Genomic DNA, 15,247 nt, shown 5'->3' with positions numbered 1-15,247 from the left:
GGAAAGAGAAGACGAAAGTGCTGATATTTAAGAATGCGATGCTGATCGACGGCTCTGGCAGGCGGGCTTACAGCGGCGATGTGGCGGTGGAGGGCGAGCGGATTGCCCAGGTGGGCGTGGTGCAGGCGCAGGCCGGTGATACCGTCATCGACCTGCAGGGTCTGGCCCTTGCACCGGGCTTTATCGATTCGCACACCCATGACGATGGCTACCTGCTGGTGCACCGCGATATGGTGCCCAAAGTCTCCCAGGGCATAACCACGGTGGTTACCGGCAACTGCGGCATCAGTCTGGCGCCGCTGGTGCAGCAAAACCTGCCGCAGCCCCTGGACCTGCTGGGGCCGCCCGAGTTGTTTCGCTTTGGGCGATTTGGCGAGTGGCTGCAAGCTTTGCAGGCGCAGCCAGCGGCGGTCAATGTCATCCCGCTGGTGGGCCATACCACCTTGCGCGTCAAGGTGATGGCGGACCACCAGCGCGAAGCCACCGATGACGAGTGCGCGCAGATGCGGGATTTGCTGACCGAGGCGCTGGACGAAGGGGCCTTCGGCATCTCGACCGGCACCTTCTACCCGCCTGCACGCCATGCCTCGACCCGAGAACTGCTCGAAGTCTGCAGGCCACTGCGCGGCCGCCAGGCCGTGTATGCCACCCATCTGCGGGATGAGGCCGATGACATTGTCCCGGCGATGCAAGAGGCATTGGCCGTGGGGCGCGACGCAGACTGCCGGGTGGTTTTCTCCCACCACAAGCTCGCTGGCGAGCGCAACCATGGTCGCTCGGAAGAGACGCTGGCGCTGATCCGGGAGGCCAGCAGCAAGCAGCCCGTTTGTGTGGACTGCCACCCTTATCCCGCCACGTCCACCATGCTGCGGCTCGACCGGGTTCGCCTGGCAAGCCGCACCATGATCACCTGGTCCAGCGCTTGCCCAGAAGCCAAAGGACGGGATTTTGCCGACCTGCAGCAGCAATGGGGCCTGGACGATGAAGCGCTGTTGGCGCGCCTGTCACCGGCCGGCGCCATCTACTTCTTGATGGATCAGCACGATGTGGACCGCATTTTTGCGTTTCCTTTGACGCTGGTGGGGTCCGATGGCCTGCCTTTTGATCCACACCCCCATCCACGCCAGTGGGGCACCTTCACACGCGTGCTGCGGCGCATGGTGCGTGAATGCGGCTTGCTGTCGCTGGAAGAGGGCATCCACCGGATGACGGGGCTGGCTGCGCAGCAGTATGGGCTGGAGCAGCGTGGGCGTTTGGAGCCCGGCTGCTTTGCCGACCTGGTGGTGTTTGACCCTCAACGGGTTTCGGACAAGGCCACGTTTGAGGAGCCAGTGCAGGCCAGCGAGGGAATCGAACAAGTCTGGGTCAATGGGCAGCAGGTGTGGGATGGCCACCAGCCTACCGGCACGCGGCCAGGGCAAGTGCTGCGCCGGGCAGAGCCTCAGCAGACAACGCAAAAGGAGTGCGGGAAATGACAACACGAAAACTTGGTTTGGCCGTGGCCCAGATGGGGCCTGTTCATTTATCGGATAGCCGGGGCTCGGTGGTCCGGCGCTTGGTGGCCATGCTGCGTGAGGCCAAGGCCCGGGGCGCTGAGATGGTCGTTTTTCCGGAGTTGGCACTCACGACATTCTTCCCGCGTTATTGGATGGAAGAATCAGAAGCACAAGCGCGATTCTTTGAAGCACAGATGCCCAATGCCGATCTGCAGCCGTTGTTTGATGCCGCGCGTGAGCTGGGTGTGGGCTTCTACCTGGGCTATGCCGAACTGGCCGAAGACGGGCGACCCTACAACACCGCCGTACTGGTCAACTCCCAGGGAGAAATTGCGGGCAAGTACCGCAAGATCCACCTGCCCGGCCATGTGGAACATAAGCCCGAAGCCCCATTCCAGCATCTGGAGAAAAAGTATTTCCATGTCGGCAACCTGGGGTTCAGGGTGTTCGATTCAGGCGCTGTCAAATACGGCATGTGCCTGTGCAACGACCGCCGCTGGCCGGAAACCTACCGCGTGATGGCCTTGCAAAGTGCCGAGGTGGTCATGCTGGGCTACAACACGCCGTCGCTCAATATCCATTGGAATGAGCCGGTGCATCTGCGCACGACCACCCACCTGATCTCATTGCAGGCCAATGCCTACCAAAATGGAATCTGGGTGGCGGCGGCGGCCAAATGCGGCTCCGAAGATGGCCACCACATGATTGGCAGCTCCGTCATTGTTGCGCCCACCGGAGAGATAGTGGCGCGCACGCTGACCGAGGACGATGAAGTCATTTGCGTCAGCGCCGATCTGTCGCTGGGTGAGCATTTCCGCCAGCATGTCTTCAATTTCGCCAAGCACCGCAGGCCTGAGCACTACCGCTTGATTGTGGACCGGGTGGGCGCGGGCGATCCACTGCCCTGAACGGGTCTCACATGTTGCGGACGCCTGGATTGGTGGCTTGCACCAAGCCAGGCTGCGCTTTCCCCGCACCCAGCTCCCCCTGCCCATAAGCCCGGGGAATATGCGTCATCAGCGAATGGCTGAAGCCGCCATCGACCACCAGATCAGCGCCATGGACATAGCTGGCCCGGGGGCTGGCGAGGAAGACCACCGCCTGGGCGAGTTCTTCGATCTGGCCGATGCGGCGCAGCGGGACGACCTGTTCGCGGCGGGCGCGGTCGTCCGGGTTGCGGTAGAAGCGCTCGCTCAGCGGGGTCACAAACAGGCCGGGGCTGACGGTGTTGCAGCGGATGCCGGCGGGGCCCCATTCCAGGCACATTTGCGCAGTCAGCATGCGGATGCCGGCCTTGCTCATGCTGTAACCGCCGCTCAGGGGCTGGGCGTTCTGGGCGGAGATCGAGGCGATGTTGACAATGGCGCGCGGCAGGCTGGCGTCGGAATGGTGGTAGAAGGCCTGGCCCATGCGCAGGTAGCCGCCCAGGTTGATCTGCAGCTGGCGCTCCCAGATGCCAGGGTCCAGCTCGGCCAGCGGCGCGGCGCTGGTGATGGCGGCATTGTTGACCAGCACGCTGGGGCCCGCGCCCCAGTGCTGTTGCAGTGTTTGAAACGCAGCCTCTACCGCCGCGGGCGATGAGACATCGGCGTGCAGGGGCAGCAGGCGCTGGCCATCGGGATGGGTGGTGGCGAGCTGCGCCAGCGCATCGCTGTCGTGATCGAGTACGGCCACACGGCAGCCGCTGGCCAGCAGCGCTTGCACAATGCCGGCGCCCAGTCCTTTGGCGCCGCCGGTGACGACGCAGATGCGTTGGTCCAATTGCAACCAGTCCATGCTTGAAGCCCTTTCTGGTCTGCGATCAGGCGGCCAAGGGCACCAGCTTGTGGGTGCTGGCGTTGAAGTTGACCACGGGGCTCGCGCTGTTGCAGGAGGACTTGCGGATCTTGCCGACCACCAGCTTGTGCGTGCCCAGGGTGTGGGTGCAGACAATGTCGCACTCCATGCTCGCCAGCGCATCGCTCAGCACGGGCAGCTGGTGCTCGCTGCTGTGCCAGCGGCCTTCCTTGAAGCGGGCCTCGCCTTGGGGTTGGCTCAGAAAGCTGGCAATGATCTGGCTGTGTTCCTCACCCAGCACATTGGCGACAAACTTGCCCGTTTGCAGCAAGGTATCGCCCATCGACGAGGCGCTGTGCGCAAAGAAGCCGACCATCGGCGGCTCGGCCGAGATGGAGGTGAGGCTGGAGACGATCATGCCGGCGACATCCTTGCCCTGGCCAGTGGTCACGGCGCTGATGCCAGCGGGCAGGGCGCGCATCGCGGCCTTGAAGTCGGCCACCGAAACGACCTGGTCTTCCGCAGCCAAGGTGATGTGGGCGCGCACCTGGCCTAGGGTATTGACCCAGCCGTGCTGCTGCGCATAGGCCAGCATGGCGGCAAAGCCCGTGTCCCATTCGCTGTCTGCGGCCTGGCAGGCCAGAAAGCGCAACACCTGGGGGAAGAGCCAGACATGGCTGTCGCCGTCACGCGTGCCAATGCGGGTCAGGGCCTGCGCGAGCTGGGGCTCGGGCTGGGGTTCGATCAGCACATCGAGTGCCCGAAAATTGTGGGCATCCATCAGGCTGATGGAGCCGCAGTTGCTGAGGTGAACGCGCATGGCCCTGTCTCCTTCAAGCCAGCGCTACGGCCTGGCCCACTTCTTTTTTCACGGCGGGAATGATCTTGTCGCCCCACAGCTCGATCTGCTTGAGCATGGTCTTTTGGTCGAAATCGCCCAGCTGGGTTTGCAGCGCAATGTGCTTGGGCTTGAGGATGCTGATCTCTTCGAGCAGCTTGTCGATCACTTCGTTGACCGAGCCGACGGGCAGGTTCTTGCGCAGCTGCTCGAAGGTCGGGTCGGTCTCGGTCGGCACTTCCTTGACCATGTAGCCGTCTTCCGACTGGGCGCGGCGGAACTTGAGGCTCTCGGAGATGCGGCGCTGAAAGCGGGCGCAGTCCAGGTAGGCGTTGATTTCAGAGGCATTGTCCGAGGCATAGCCGCAGCGCAGAAAGCCGAACTTCACATCACTGTCCAGGTCCTTGCCTTCGGCCGAGGCAATGTTCTCCAGCTTGGTGCGCAGGCCGGCAATCGCCTCGTTGCCGTTGAGCAAGGCGGTGACAAACAGGTTGTGGCCTTCGCGCACGCCCCGGCCCAGGGTGACGGGGTTGCCCGAGGTGACCCAGAGCGGGGGCATCGGGTCTTGCACGCAGCGCACCGCGATGGAGCTGGGGGGGATATTCAGGAATTCGCCCTGGTATTCGAATATTTTCTGGGTCAGGGCCTTGGGAATAATGTCGAGAAACTCATTGAAGATCGCGCCGGAATTGGCGATCTCGACGCCAAAGCGTTCAAATTCAAATTGCTGGTAGCCCGAGCCCACGCCCAGCTCGAGTCGCCCATTGGACACGGTGTCCACAAAGCCGACCTCGGCCAGGAAGCGGGCGGGGTGGTAGAGTGGCAAAATGCACACCGCCGTGCCCAGGCGAATGGTTTTGGTTTTGGCTGCGGCATGGGCCACGGTCATTAATGGCGATGGCGACAGCGAATAATTGTTGAAATGGTGTTCGGCATACCAGGCGGTATTGAAACCCGCTTGCTCTGCCACCACGGTCTGTTCGATGGAGTTGTTGATAACGTCCTGAGAGCGCTGGTGGTAGCCGCGCTGCTGCGCCAGAATGAATACGCCAAATTCCATGATGTCTCCTTGATGATGGGCAATATGGAATCATTCTAGGGGTGGGGTCAGGAGATCTGTATGCGTGAAATTCGAGATTCAGTACTGCGCAATCTGGAGGAATCATGGACCGTCTGAGAGCGATGGAGCTGTTCCTGTCGGTGTCGCAGACCCGCAGTTTTTCAGAGACGGCGCGGCTGTTTGGCATCTCGGCCACCGCCGTGTCGAGAATGATCACCGAGTTTGAAGACGGGCTGCAGGTCAAGCTCTTGCTGCGCTCCACGCGCCAGGTGTCGCTGACCGAATCGGGCCAGGAGTATGCGGCCCAGTTGGAAGGCATTCTCTGGACCATCAACCAGGCCCACACCAGCATCACCGCCATCAGCTCTGCCCCGCAGGGGCGCCTGCGCGTGCATGCCCGCACGATGTTCGGCCAGCGCGTGCTGCCGGGCCTCATCGCCCGCTTTCGCCAGGCCCACCCGGAGATCCTGGTGGAGCTGCTGCTGTCCGAGACCAAGGTGGACCTGGTCAAGAACAATATCGATATTGATTTCAGAATATCGCCGCCGGTCGAGGCGGGGGTCAAGCGGCGCATGCTGTTTCACAGCCAGCGCTATTTGGTAGCATCACCGGCTTATGCCGAGAAAATGCCTACGATCCATCAACCCGCTGATTTATTGCAGGTCCAATGCCTGGCCTATTATTTGCCAGGCAAAGACCATATCTGGTATTTCAAGAATGGTGCAGGGGTGGAAGATATTCGATTTTCTCCGCGTCATTTGACCAATAATGGCATTGCTTTACTGGAACTGGCAAAATTGGGTGAGGGTATTGCACTGCTCGATGATTACACGGTCTATCCCGATTTGGCGGCGGGTAACCTTGTGCGGCTGTTGCCAGATTATGTGGTGAGCAATACCACGTTCGAAGAAGGCATGTTTGCGACGATTGTCGATTCGGCGATTATCCCGGCCAAGGTCAAGCTGTTTCTGGATTTTGTCGCCAGCCAGGTGGCGGGGGAGGCGCAGCGCTTTGCGCTGCCCAAGTGACTAGTCGGGAATAAGGATGCGCGCCTGGGGCTTGGCCAACCCCCGGTACCCCAGCCCGGTGATGCGCAGAATGGCACCGTCCAGCGGGCCGCTGGCGCGCAGGCGGCCGCTGTCCGAGATGCTGGTGACATACAGGTCCGCCAGATCCGACCCGCCAAAGCAGAGCGCGCTGGGGTGGCCTACGGGCAGGCTGATCAACTGGCTCAGCGCCCCTTGGGCATCGTAGCGGGCGAGCTGGCCGGTACGTACCAAGGCCGTCCACAAGCCACCCTCACTGTCCCAGCAGCAGCCGTCGGGCGCAGATTGCTGGGGCTGGGTGCTCACGAACAGTTGCTGGTCCTGCGCCTGGCTGCTGCTGATATCAAAGGAATAGATGCTTTGCGCGGCGCTGTCGGCGATAAAGAGGCGGCCGCTTTGGGGGTGGATCAGCGGGCCATTGGCGGTTTTGAGGGCTGGGCCTATGCGCGCCAACTGGCCATCCCGCTCCAATACATAGATGCCGCCCCTGGGTGCTTCGCCTGCTTCCAGATGCAGGTGCATGCTGCCGACCAGAAAGCGGCCATCTGGCAGCGCGCAGCCATCGTTCAGGCGCAGATGGGGCAGGTGCTCATCCAGCTCGGCGAGGGTTTGCAGCTGGCGGCTGGCCGGGTCGTACAGGCCCAGCGCCTCCTTCAGCGCGATGACGATCCTGCCATCGGCATTCAGCGCGAACGAGCCGGTGGGTGCTGGCAGCAGGTGCTGCTCGGTGTGGCCGCTTTCCGGGTCGATGCGCAGCAAATGGCCGCGCCGGCAGTCCATGGCCCAGAGCTGGCCGGTGGCGGCATCCCAGTGGGGGCATTCACCCAGGGCCAGGCGTTGCGGGATCAGGGGCTCGATATGCATGGGGGGCTTGAGGTTGGGGCTCCTGGGGTGGAGCCGCGCTGCACGTAGGTTGCTGTCCATCATAGGGTTGCCCCAGGGCGCCACTACCCCGGGGAACGCAGAACAGATTCAACCAATCGGGGGGAAATCATTTGCAGGGTTCCTTCCTAGAATCAAACACAGATTCGAAACAGGCGCTCGCCATGAGCGGCCAAGATCCAAGGAGACAACATGCAAGTGATAGCGCCTATTGCGCAGGCTGCGCCCTGCGCCGCCTTCCAGCCAACGGTTACCGCCGCTGTAACGAATGTCCGGGGAGGCCGCCATGTCTGAGCCCTCCGTTTTGCTGGAAGTCGCCGATGGCGTGGCCCTGGTGACCTTGAACCGCCCACCCGTCAATGCCCTTAACCGTGCGATGCGGCGCGAGCTGGTGGCGATTTTTGATGCGATCTCCGAACGCGACGATGTGCGCTGCGCGGTGCTGACGGGTTCCGGCTCGGTGTTCTGCGCCGGCGCCGATCTGAAGGACCGGCCCAATGCCGAGGTGGCCGGGGATTTTCTGGAGCACAACCGCGTCACCCGCGAAACCGGCAATGCGATCAAGGAATGCGCCAAGCCGGTGATTGCTGCGGTGAACGGCACGGCGCTGGGGGCAGGCATGGGCCTGGCTGCGGCCTGCGACATTCTCTATGCCTCGTCGAACGCGAGCTTTGGCATGCCCGAGATCAATGTGGGCCTGGCAGGCGGGGCCTCGATGCTCAAGACCTTGCTGGGGCGCTCGACCATGCGCCGCATGTTCTTTACCGGCCAGCGCCTGACGGCCCAGGAGATGCTGCAGCGCAATGTGGTCGAAGAAGTGCTGGCGCCTGAGGCCCTGCTGCCCAAGGCGATGGAGATGGCGCGCGAGATTGCATCCAAGGCACCGCTGGCCGTGATCTACGCCAAGCGCGCCGCCAACATGGTGGACCTGATGCCCCAGCGTGATGCCTACCGCTTTGAGCAGGAGTTCACGATGGCGCTGGCCAAGACCGAAGACGCCAAGGAAGCGCGCATGGCCTTCCTGGAAAAGCGCGCCCCTGTTTTCAAAGGACGCTGAGCATGCTGCAAACCACCCGCCTGCAGCCCGGTGCAGGTCTTGATCCGTTTTTCAATGCACGCGCGATTGCCATCATCGGTGCCTCCGACGACCCCACCAAGATTGGTGGGCGGCCCGTGCATCTGCTCCAAAAGCATGGGTTTGCCGGCGCGGTGTACCCCATCAACCCCAAGGGCGGCAGCATCCAGTCGCTGCCCGCTTACACCAGCGTGCGCGATGTGCCGCAGGTGCCTGAGCTGGCCATCATCGCGGTGCCGGCAGCGATGGCGCCCGCAGCGCTGCGCGACTGCGCTGACAAGGGCGTGCAGGCGGCGATTGTGCTGTCGTCCGGATTCGTAGAAGCAGGGGAGGAAGGCGCTGCGCTACAGCGGCAGCTGAGCCAGATTGCGCGGGAGCGCCAGATCCGCGTGCTGGGCCCCAACTGCCTGGGCGCGGTGGGCATCGAGGAGCGGGTGATTGGCTCGTTCTCGGTGGCGCTCGAAGACAAGCTGCCGGCCGCCGGCCATGTGGGCATCGTCTCGCAGTCGGGCAACCTGGGCAGTTTCACGATGCAATCGGTGGTGCGCCGGGGCTTGGGCATCAGCCGCTTTATGGCGACCGGCAATGAGGCCGATGTGGACATTGCCGACGGCATTGCCGCGCTGGCCGGCGACAGCCAGACCCGCATCATCCTGTGCTGCATGGAAACCTGCCGCGATGGCAGCAAGCTGCTGCAGGCATTGGAAGCGGCCCGCGCTGCTGGCAAGGTGGTGGTGGTGCTCAAGATTGGCGCGACCGAGCAGGGCCAGGCGGCTGCGGCCTCGCACACCGGTGCGCTGACCGGGTCGAACGCCGTGATCGAAGCGGCGCTGACCCGGGCGGGGGCGCTGACGGTGCAGTCCATCGAAGACATGGTGGAGCTGACGGCTGCGCTGTCGGTGCTGCCGCAGGCGCTGATGCCGCGCAACCGGGGTGTGACCCTGGTGGCAGCATCGGGCGGCTTTGGCGTGATGATGGCCGATGCGATGGTGCAGGCCGGCCTGGATCTGCCCGAGCTGTCGGATGCGACGCGTGCCCGTATCCAGGAAGCGGTGCCGGTGGCCGGCACCCGCAACCCGGTCGATGCGACGGCGCAGATGTCCAGCCGGCCCGATATCTTGTACAAGCTGCTCACGGCCTTGCTGGAAGACGCATCGCGCAGCACCCTGGTGCTGCTGCTGTCGCTGTCCTTGCACAACCCGCGTTTGAGCGGTGTGTACCAGGAGGCCTTGGCCCAGATCCGGCGTGACTACCCCGATCGCCTGATCGTGCTGATTGGCCAGGGCCCTGCCGATGTGACCGAGCGCATTGCCAATGCGGGCATTGCGATCTTCCCGACCATTGATGCGGCAGCCCGTGGGCTGGCCGGACTGGTGCGCCTGGGCCAGACACTGGGCCAGCCCCCAACCGCGCCCGCTGCCGCGCAGCACTGGGAGGCGCTGGATGCCCAGGTCTTCCGCAACGAGTTCCATGCCAAGGCCTTTTTGGCGCGGGCCGGTGTGCCGGTGACGCAGGAGCAGGTGGTGCAGTCCGCCGATGCAGCGGTGGCTGCGGCCGAGCAGATCGGCTTCCCGGTGGTGTTCAAGATTGTCTCGCCCGACATTGCCCACAAGACCGAGGTCGGTGGCGTCGAGCTCAACATCCGCAGCGCCGCGCAGGCCCGCACGGCCTATGCACAGCTGCTGGCCCGGGTCGCAGAGCGCGCAGCGCAGGCGCAGATCGATGGCGTGCTGGTCGCGCCGATGGTGGGCGGGGGTGTGGAGATGATCACCGGCGTTTCACACGACGCGGCCTTTGGCCCGGTGGTGATGGTGGGCATGGGCGGCATCTATGCCGAGGTGCTGAAAGACGTGGCGGTGCAGGTGGCACCGGTGACGCAGGCCGAGGCGCTGCAGATGATCGCCTCGCTCAAGCTCTACCCGCTGCTGCAAGGGGTGCGCGGCCAGCCCGCTGCCGATGTGCAGGCCATGGCCGCCACGGTGGCGCGCCTGTCGGAGCTGGCGCTGGCCTATGCCGGCGAGATCGCCGAGATCGACCTGAACCCGGTGCTGGTCCAGCCTGCCGGCGAGGGCGTGATTGCGGTCGATGCACTGATGGTGGCGGCCCCGCCGCAGGCCTGATGTGCAGCGCCATGCAGACTTTGATCGGAACTATGCGATGAAACAGGAAGAGAATTTCGCCCGCCCCGATGCCGCATCGGGCCCGGGTGCCTACCGGCAATATGCGCGTGACTGGCTGCACAGTCATTTGCCGGCCCCTGTGCGCGCCGACAGCGTGGACTACCGCACGCCCAGCCTGGACGAGTGCCGCGACTGGGAAGCGCGCATGTACCAGGCGGGCCTGGCCGGCATGACCTGGCCGACCGCCTATGGCGGCCATGGCCTGAGCCTGCGCGAGCACCTGGCGGTGAACAAGGAAGTGGGCGCACTGGCCATGCCCGAGAGCGTCAGCTCAATTGGTAAGGAGCTGGCCGGCCCCATCATCATGGCCGTGGGCACCGAGGCGCAAAAACAGGCCTTTCTGCCCGCGATTCTGGAGATGCGCGAGTACTGGTGCCAGGGCTTTTCCGAGCCCGAGGCCGGGTCGGACCTGGCGCGGCTGCGCACCAACGCCACGCCCGATGGCGATGACTGGCTCATCCAGGGCCAGAAGATCTGGACCAGCGGCGCGGCCAAGGCCCATTACTGCCTGCTGCTGACCCGCACCGGCACCGTGGCCGACAAGCACCGGGGCCTGCTGATGTTTGCGGTGCCGATGGACACGCCCGGCATCCGCGTGGTGCCAATCCGCTCCATCGACAACAAGCAGTCGTTCGCCGAGGTGTTTTTTGACCAGGTGCGCGTGCCCGATTCGGCCCGCCTGGGCGCTGCCGACGAAGGCTGGAGTGCGGCTATCCGCGTGCTGTCGATCGAGCGCGCCACCAACCGCATGTACCGGGCCTGGCGTTTTGAATGCGAGCTGCGCCAGCTGGTGCGTGCCTACCAGTCCGAGCCCGCGCTGCGTGGCCGCCTGCAAGAGCCGGGCCTGCGCCAGGCCATCGGCCAGGTGGTCAGCCAGATCGATGGCCTCAAGGGCCTGGTCGAGCGCAGCGTGGAGCAGTTGCAGGCCGGTGAGCCGATTGGTGCGCGCGGCTCGCTCACCAAACTGTACTGGTCGGAATGCCACCAGGCCTTTGCCTCGCTGGCGCTGGCGATGGTGGCCGATATCCACCCTGGCCACAGCGCGCTGGCACGGCGCGCCAAGGCCCATTTCACGCAGGCCTATCTGTTCTCGCGCGCCGAGAGCATCTATGCCGGGACCACCGAAGTGCAGCTGGATGTCATTGCCCAGCGCATTCAACAGCTGACCAAGGACTAAAGGGATGACGATGCAAACTGAAGAGCTGCAGCCCGAGGAGTTTGGGCAGGCGGCGCAGGCGGTCATCGCGGCGCTGCAAGGGCAAGGCCCGGCCGAGGCGGCTGTGGCCATGGCCGATGCCGGCCTGTTTGGCATCTGCGCCGATGAAGCGCAGGGCGGCCTGGGCCTGCCGCTGGCCTTTGCGATGCCGGTGGTGCGGGTAGCAGGGCAGATGCAACTGTCTTACCCCTTGCCTGAGCAGATTGCCGCGAGCAAGGCACTGCAAGGCACGGAGGCCGGTGGCCAGCTGCTGCGCGGTGAGAAATCGCTGTGCGTGGTGATGGCCGCGCAGGCCGCTGGCGACTGGAGCGGGGTGGCGCGCAATGGCCTGCAGGCCGACTATGTGCTGGTGCAGACCGATGCTGGTTTTGCGCTCTACGACAAGGCGGCCTTGCGCTGCCAGGCCGAAGAAATGCTGGACCCCGAGGTGCCCCAGCTGTGGGTATCGACCGCCGGTGCCACGCCGCTCTTGAGCCTGGACGCGCAGCAGTCGCAGGCCTTTTGCGCCGATACCAAGCTGCTCTGGGCCGAGTATGTGAACGGGATGTGTGCCGGCGCGCTGGAACGCACCACTGATTACCTGCAGGCGCGCGTGCAGTTTGGCCGGCCGCTGTCGGCCAAGCAGGCAGTGCGCCACCACCTGGCGCGCATGCGCCTGCTGCTGGAGGCATCGAGCGCCCAGGCCTGGCGCGCGCTGCGCACCGATGAGTGGGGCAATCCGCGCCAAGCAGATAGCGCCTTGGCCGCTGCCTTGAACCAGGGCGCCTGGGTGCTGGAAAAGGCCATCCACCTGCATGGCGGCATGGGCTTTACCTGGGAGCTGGGGCTGCACCGCAGCCTGCGCGAGCTCAAGAAACTTGACGCCTGCATGGGGGCGGGGGCTGTGATGCGCGCCGTCGGCGCTGACTTTATCGACCGTTGTGAGGTGACGCAATGACAGGCGCAATAGCAAGAGATATGGAAGGCCGCGTGGCCCTGGTCACCGGCGCTGCTGCTGGTATTGGCCGCGCCACCGCGCTGCAGCTGGCTGCGCGCGGCGCCGTGGTGGCGGTCAATGACCTGAAGGAGGCGCTGGTTGAAGAAACCGTGGCTGCCATCACCGCCCAGGGCGGCCAGGCCTTTGGCGTGGTGAAGAACGTGGCCACGCGCGAAGAGATGACCGCCGCCGTGGACGAGGCCTATGCCCGCCACCAGCGGCTGGACATCCTGGTCAACAACGCCGCCTGGGTGCGCTACCAATCGGTCAGCGAGATCATGCCCGAGACGGTGGACCGCATGCTGGACATCGGCTTCAAGGCCGTGCTCTGGGGCATCCAGGCCGCCGCTGCCCGCATGGATGCGGAGCGCGGTGGCGCCATCATCAATGTGGCCTCGGTGGCGGCGCTGCGCTCGGCCGGTAGTTCGATGGTGTATTCGGGCATCAAGGCGGGCGTGCTGGGCATTACCCGCGCTGCGGCGGCGGAGCTGGGCGAGCGCCATATCCGCGTCAATGCGGTCTGTCCCTCGGCCGTGCCGACCGAGGGCACGCAACGCAACCGCAATGCCGAGCGCGATGCCGGCCGCGTGGCCAAGACGCCAATGGGGCGTCTGGGCACGGTGGACGACATTGCCGGCACCATCTGCTTCCTCGCCAGCGATGCTGCGCAGTTCACCACCGCGCAGGCGCTGGTGGTGGATGGCGGCATCACCTTCACCAACATCTAAAGCCTATGCCCGCTGTCTTGATCACCGGTGCGGCCTCCGGCATTGGCCGTGCTGCCGCGCTGCAGTTTGCGCAGCAGGGCTGGGACTGCCTGCTGGCCGACATCAGCCCCGCGATTGCCGAGCTGCCCCAGCAGTGCCTCGCGCAAGGGGCGGTCAGCGCGCAGGCCTTTGCGTTGGACCTGACCGATGCGCAGGCGCTGGCCCAGCTCGGCCGCCAGCTGGCAGAGTTGCCAGCGCTCGATGCCCTGGTCAACAACGCCGGTATCTCGGACAGCAGCGGCCGCCCGCTGGCCGAGCAGGCGCGCGCGCAGTGGCAGCGCCTGCTGCGGCTGAACCTGCAGGCGCCGCAGGCCTTGTTCGAGACCTGCCTGCTGCGCTTGAAGCCGGATGCGCGCATTGTCAATGTATCCTCCGGCGCGGGGCACAAGGCCATTCCCTGGCGCGGGCTCTACAGCCCCAGCAAGGCCGGGCTGATCGCCTGGTCGCAAAGCCTGGCACAGCGCTACCCCCAGCTGAGTGTGAGCACCTTGTGCCCCGGCTTTGTGCGTACCGAGCTGGTGCAGGGCCTGATGGATGCCGGCCGCCTGGCACTGGCCGATGCCGTTGCCAAGATCCCCCTGGGCCGCCTGGCCGAGCCCGAAGAAATGGCCGCTGCGCTGGTGTTTTTGGCGCAGCCCCAGGCCCGCGTGCTGTCGGGCCAGGTCCTATCGGTCGATGGCGGATCGGGTATTTACGGCGGCAGCAGCCGCTGCGCGCTGAGCACCGCCGCGCCCGCACCGCTGCAGACGCCGCTGCATCTGCAGCTGCAAGCGGGCAGCGATGCCGCTTGTGATGGCGCCTGGTTGCAAGCGCTGCAGGCGGAGGACGGCGCGCAGGTGGCGACAACAGCCGCTCCATGCCAAGGTCTGATCAGCACGCAGGTGCTGGCTGGCGGCGATCTGCTGGAAGCCGTGCTGAACGCCGGCCAGCAGTTTGCAGCCGCCCATGTGCGCGATGCCAGCCTGCTGCTCTTGCTGCCGGCTAGCGCTCCCGATGATGTGCCTGCCTGGCAGCACCAGACGGCGCTGGCTGCAGCGCGCATGCTGGTGGCAACCCTGGCCTGCGAATGGGCCACGCAGGGCCTGCGTATCAATGCGCTGCTGCTGTCGCCAGAACAGACCACGGGGGCGGCAGTGGCGCAACTGCTGCCGCTGGTCCGTTTTCTGACCGGGGCGCAGGCGCAGTTTGTCACCGGGCAGTGCCTCGATATCTCAGGCACCAAGGAGAGCCAGTATGGCTGAACTGGACACCGATGCCGTCGAGGCGCTGTACCGCCAGGAGCGTGGCTACTGGCGGCCTTGGAATGCGCAACTGCTGGCCCGCCGCCCGGCGTTTTTGCAGGCCTATGCCCACTATGCCGGCTACCCGGCGCGCAATGGGGCCTTGAGCGAGCGCATGGTGGAGCTCGTCTATGTGGCGCTCGACGCATCGGCCAGCCATTTGTTTGCCAGCGGCTTGAAGCTGCATATGCAAAAAGCGCTGGCCTGCGGCGCCAGCGATGACGACTTGCTCGATGTGCTGACCTTGGTTTGCCTGCAAGGCGCAGGCGCGACAGCGGCGGCGTTGGACGAGGTAGCCCAGGTGTATGGTCTGCCACCCAAGGCAGAACCCACGGAAGGCCAGCAGCCAGACCTGTGGGCGCGGCTGCAGGCCATCGACCCGGCCTACTTTGGCCATCTGCAGGCGCTGGCCAGCACCGCAGAAAGCGGCCAGGGCCTGAGTGCGGGCGAGCGCTGCCTGATCACGATTGCGCTGCATGCCTGCTTTACCGCCAGCCAGCCCGAGGCCTTGCGCGCCGCGCTGCAGCAGGCCAAGGGCCTGGGCGTCGCGCGCGAAGCGGTGCTGCAGGTCATCCAGATGGGCGCGCACCTGGCGGTGCATGGCACAGCGCTGGGCATCACGGTGCTGGCTGAGCTGGACACCGCATGACATCGA

The 15,247-nt window shown here is 65.0% G+C and carries 14 protein-coding genes; 10 read left to right on the top strand and 4 right to left on the bottom strand.

Annotated elements, in window-relative coordinates:
* The first annotated feature begins 38 nt into the window (after window positions 1-38).
* Entirely contained in the window at window positions 39-1,475 is a 1,437-nt protein-coding gene (locus WH303_RS17200) for an N-acyl-D-amino-acid deacylase family protein (protein WP_339520002.1), read from the top strand.
* The gene (locus WH303_RS17195; RefSeq protein WP_339519961.1) at window positions 1,472-2,404 is read left to right on the top strand and encodes an N-carbamoyl-D-amino-acid hydrolase; all 933 of its coding nucleotides are present in this window, start codon (window positions 1,472-1,474) and stop codon (window positions 2,402-2,404) included. The genes WH303_RS17200 and WH303_RS17195 overlap by 4 nt, the downstream gene beginning before the upstream one ends.
* A 7-nt stretch (window positions 2,405-2,411) precedes the next feature.
* On the opposite strand, the gene WH303_RS17190 is transcribed toward WH303_RS17195, so the two are convergent.
* From WH303_RS17190 to WH303_RS17180, 3 genes are read right to left on the bottom strand one after another with little or no spacing between them, the layout of a single operon-like run.
* Complete coding sequence (locus WH303_RS17190; protein WP_339519959.1) at window positions 2,412-3,272, bottom strand: SDR family NAD(P)-dependent oxidoreductase; 861 nt, start codon at window positions 3,270-3,272, stop codon at window positions 2,412-2,414.
* A gap of 25 nt (window positions 3,273-3,297) precedes the next feature.
* Window positions 3,298-4,092: a flavin reductase family protein gene (locus WH303_RS17185; RefSeq protein ID WP_339519957.1), complete on the bottom strand. Its 795-nt coding sequence runs from the start codon at window positions 4,090-4,092 to the stop codon at window positions 3,298-3,300.
* A 13-nt stretch (window positions 4,093-4,105) separates the two neighbouring features.
* Window positions 4,106-5,170, bottom strand: a complete 1,065-nt coding sequence (locus WH303_RS17180; RefSeq protein WP_021028700.1) for an LLM class flavin-dependent oxidoreductase — start codon at window positions 5,168-5,170, stop codon at window positions 4,106-4,108.
* A 104-nt stretch (window positions 5,171-5,274) separates the two neighbouring features.
* Between WH303_RS17180 and WH303_RS17175 the strand changes: the two genes are divergently transcribed.
* The gene (locus tag WH303_RS17175) at window positions 5,275-6,198 is read left to right on the top strand and encodes a LysR family transcriptional regulator (RefSeq protein WP_339519955.1); all 924 of its coding nucleotides are present in this window, start codon (window positions 5,275-5,277) and stop codon (window positions 6,196-6,198) included.
* Here WH303_RS17175 and WH303_RS17170 read toward each other — a convergent pair whose 3' ends face one another.
* Window positions 6,199-7,080 (bottom strand): SMP-30/gluconolactonase/LRE family protein, encoded by an 882-nt coding sequence (locus WH303_RS17170; protein ID WP_339519954.1) that lies wholly within the window; start codon window positions 7,078-7,080, stop codon window positions 6,199-6,201.
* A gap of 304 nt (window positions 7,081-7,384) precedes the next feature.
* On the opposite strand from WH303_RS17170, the gene WH303_RS17165 reads away from it, so the two are divergent.
* The 7 genes from WH303_RS17165 to WH303_RS17135 are packed head-to-tail and all read left to right on the top strand — an operon-like array spanning window position 7,385 to window position 15,241.
* Entirely contained in the window at window positions 7,385-8,155 is a 771-nt protein-coding gene (locus tag WH303_RS17165; protein ID WP_116924227.1) for an enoyl-CoA hydratase/isomerase family protein, read from the top strand.
* Between the two features lie 2 nt (window positions 8,156-8,157).
* A complete protein-coding gene (locus WH303_RS17160) occupies window positions 8,158-10,293 on the top strand; it encodes an acetate--CoA ligase family protein (protein ID WP_339519951.1) in 2,136 nt (711 codons plus the stop codon).
* A 37-nt stretch (window positions 10,294-10,330) separates the two neighbouring features.
* Window positions 10,331-11,530, top strand: coding sequence for an acyl-CoA dehydrogenase family protein (locus WH303_RS17155; RefSeq protein WP_339519949.1), 1,200 nt, complete (start codon window positions 10,331-10,333; stop codon window positions 11,528-11,530).
* Window positions 11,531-11,534: 4 nt separating this feature from the next.
* Window positions 11,535-12,506, top strand: coding sequence for an acyl-CoA dehydrogenase family protein (locus WH303_RS17150; protein ID WP_339519948.1), 972 nt, complete (start codon window positions 11,535-11,537; stop codon window positions 12,504-12,506).
* A complete protein-coding gene (locus WH303_RS17145) occupies window positions 12,503-13,273 on the top strand; it encodes an SDR family NAD(P)-dependent oxidoreductase (protein WP_339519947.1) in 771 nt (256 codons plus the stop codon). The genes WH303_RS17150 and WH303_RS17145 overlap by 4 nt, the downstream gene beginning before the upstream one ends.
* Window positions 13,274-13,278: 5 nt before the next feature.
* A complete protein-coding gene (locus WH303_RS17140; protein ID WP_339519946.1) occupies window positions 13,279-14,553 on the top strand; it encodes an SDR family NAD(P)-dependent oxidoreductase in 1,275 nt (424 codons plus the stop codon).
* Complete coding sequence (locus WH303_RS17135) at window positions 14,546-15,241, top strand: carboxymuconolactone decarboxylase family protein (protein ID WP_339519944.1); 696 nt, start codon at window positions 14,546-14,548, stop codon at window positions 15,239-15,241. Before WH303_RS17140 ends, WH303_RS17135 begins: the two co-directional genes overlap by 8 nt.
* Window positions 15,242-15,247 lie beyond the last annotated feature (6 nt).

The sequence above is a fragment of the Comamonas sp. MYb69 genome, assembly GCF_037479315.1.
In the GTDB taxonomy this organism is placed as follows: domain Bacteria; phylum Pseudomonadota; class Gammaproteobacteria; order Burkholderiales; family Burkholderiaceae_C; genus Comamonas.
This window is presented reverse-complemented; position numbering and strand designations above follow the sequence as displayed.

What these genes read in the sequence shown, in the direction of transcription:
- WH303_RS17200 (WP_339520002.1), top strand. Translation starts at nt 39, where the DNA reads ATGCTGATCGACGGCTCTGGCAGGCGGGCTTACAGCGGCGATGTGGCG.
- WH303_RS17195 (WP_339519961.1), top strand. Translation starts at nt 1,472, where the DNA reads ATGACAACACGAAAACTTGGTTTGGCCGTGGCCCAGATGGGGCCTGTT.
- WH303_RS17190 (WP_339519959.1), bottom strand. Translation starts at nt 3,272, where the DNA reads ATGGACTGGTTGCAATTGGACCAACGCATCTGCGTCGTCACCGGCGGC.
- WH303_RS17185 (WP_339519957.1), bottom strand. Translation starts at nt 4,092, where the DNA reads ATGCGCGTTCACCTCAGCAACTGCGGCTCCATCAGCCTGATGGATGCC.
- WH303_RS17180 (WP_021028700.1), bottom strand. Translation starts at nt 5,170, where the DNA reads ATGGAATTTGGCGTATTCATTCTGGCGCAGCAGCGCGGCTACCACCAG.
- WH303_RS17175 (WP_339519955.1), top strand. Translation starts at nt 5,275, where the DNA reads ATGGACCGTCTGAGAGCGATGGAGCTGTTCCTGTCGGTGTCGCAGACC.
- WH303_RS17170 (WP_339519954.1), bottom strand. Translation starts at nt 7,080, where the DNA reads ATGCATATCGAGCCCCTGATCCCGCAACGCCTGGCCCTGGGTGAATGC.
- WH303_RS17165 (WP_116924227.1), top strand. Translation starts at nt 7,385, where the DNA reads ATGTCTGAGCCCTCCGTTTTGCTGGAAGTCGCCGATGGCGTGGCCCTG.
- WH303_RS17160 (WP_339519951.1), top strand. Translation starts at nt 8,158, where the DNA reads ATGCTGCAAACCACCCGCCTGCAGCCCGGTGCAGGTCTTGATCCGTTT.
- WH303_RS17155 (WP_339519949.1), top strand. Translation starts at nt 10,331, where the DNA reads ATGAAACAGGAAGAGAATTTCGCCCGCCCCGATGCCGCATCGGGCCCG.
- WH303_RS17150 (WP_339519948.1), top strand. Translation starts at nt 11,535, where the DNA reads ATGACGATGCAAACTGAAGAGCTGCAGCCCGAGGAGTTTGGGCAGGCG.
- WH303_RS17145 (WP_339519947.1), top strand. Translation starts at nt 12,503, where the DNA reads ATGACAGGCGCAATAGCAAGAGATATGGAAGGCCGCGTGGCCCTGGTC.
- WH303_RS17140 (WP_339519946.1), top strand. Translation starts at nt 13,279, where the DNA reads ATGCCCGCTGTCTTGATCACCGGTGCGGCCTCCGGCATTGGCCGTGCT.
- WH303_RS17135 (WP_339519944.1), top strand. Translation starts at nt 14,546, where the DNA reads ATGGCTGAACTGGACACCGATGCCGTCGAGGCGCTGTACCGCCAGGAG.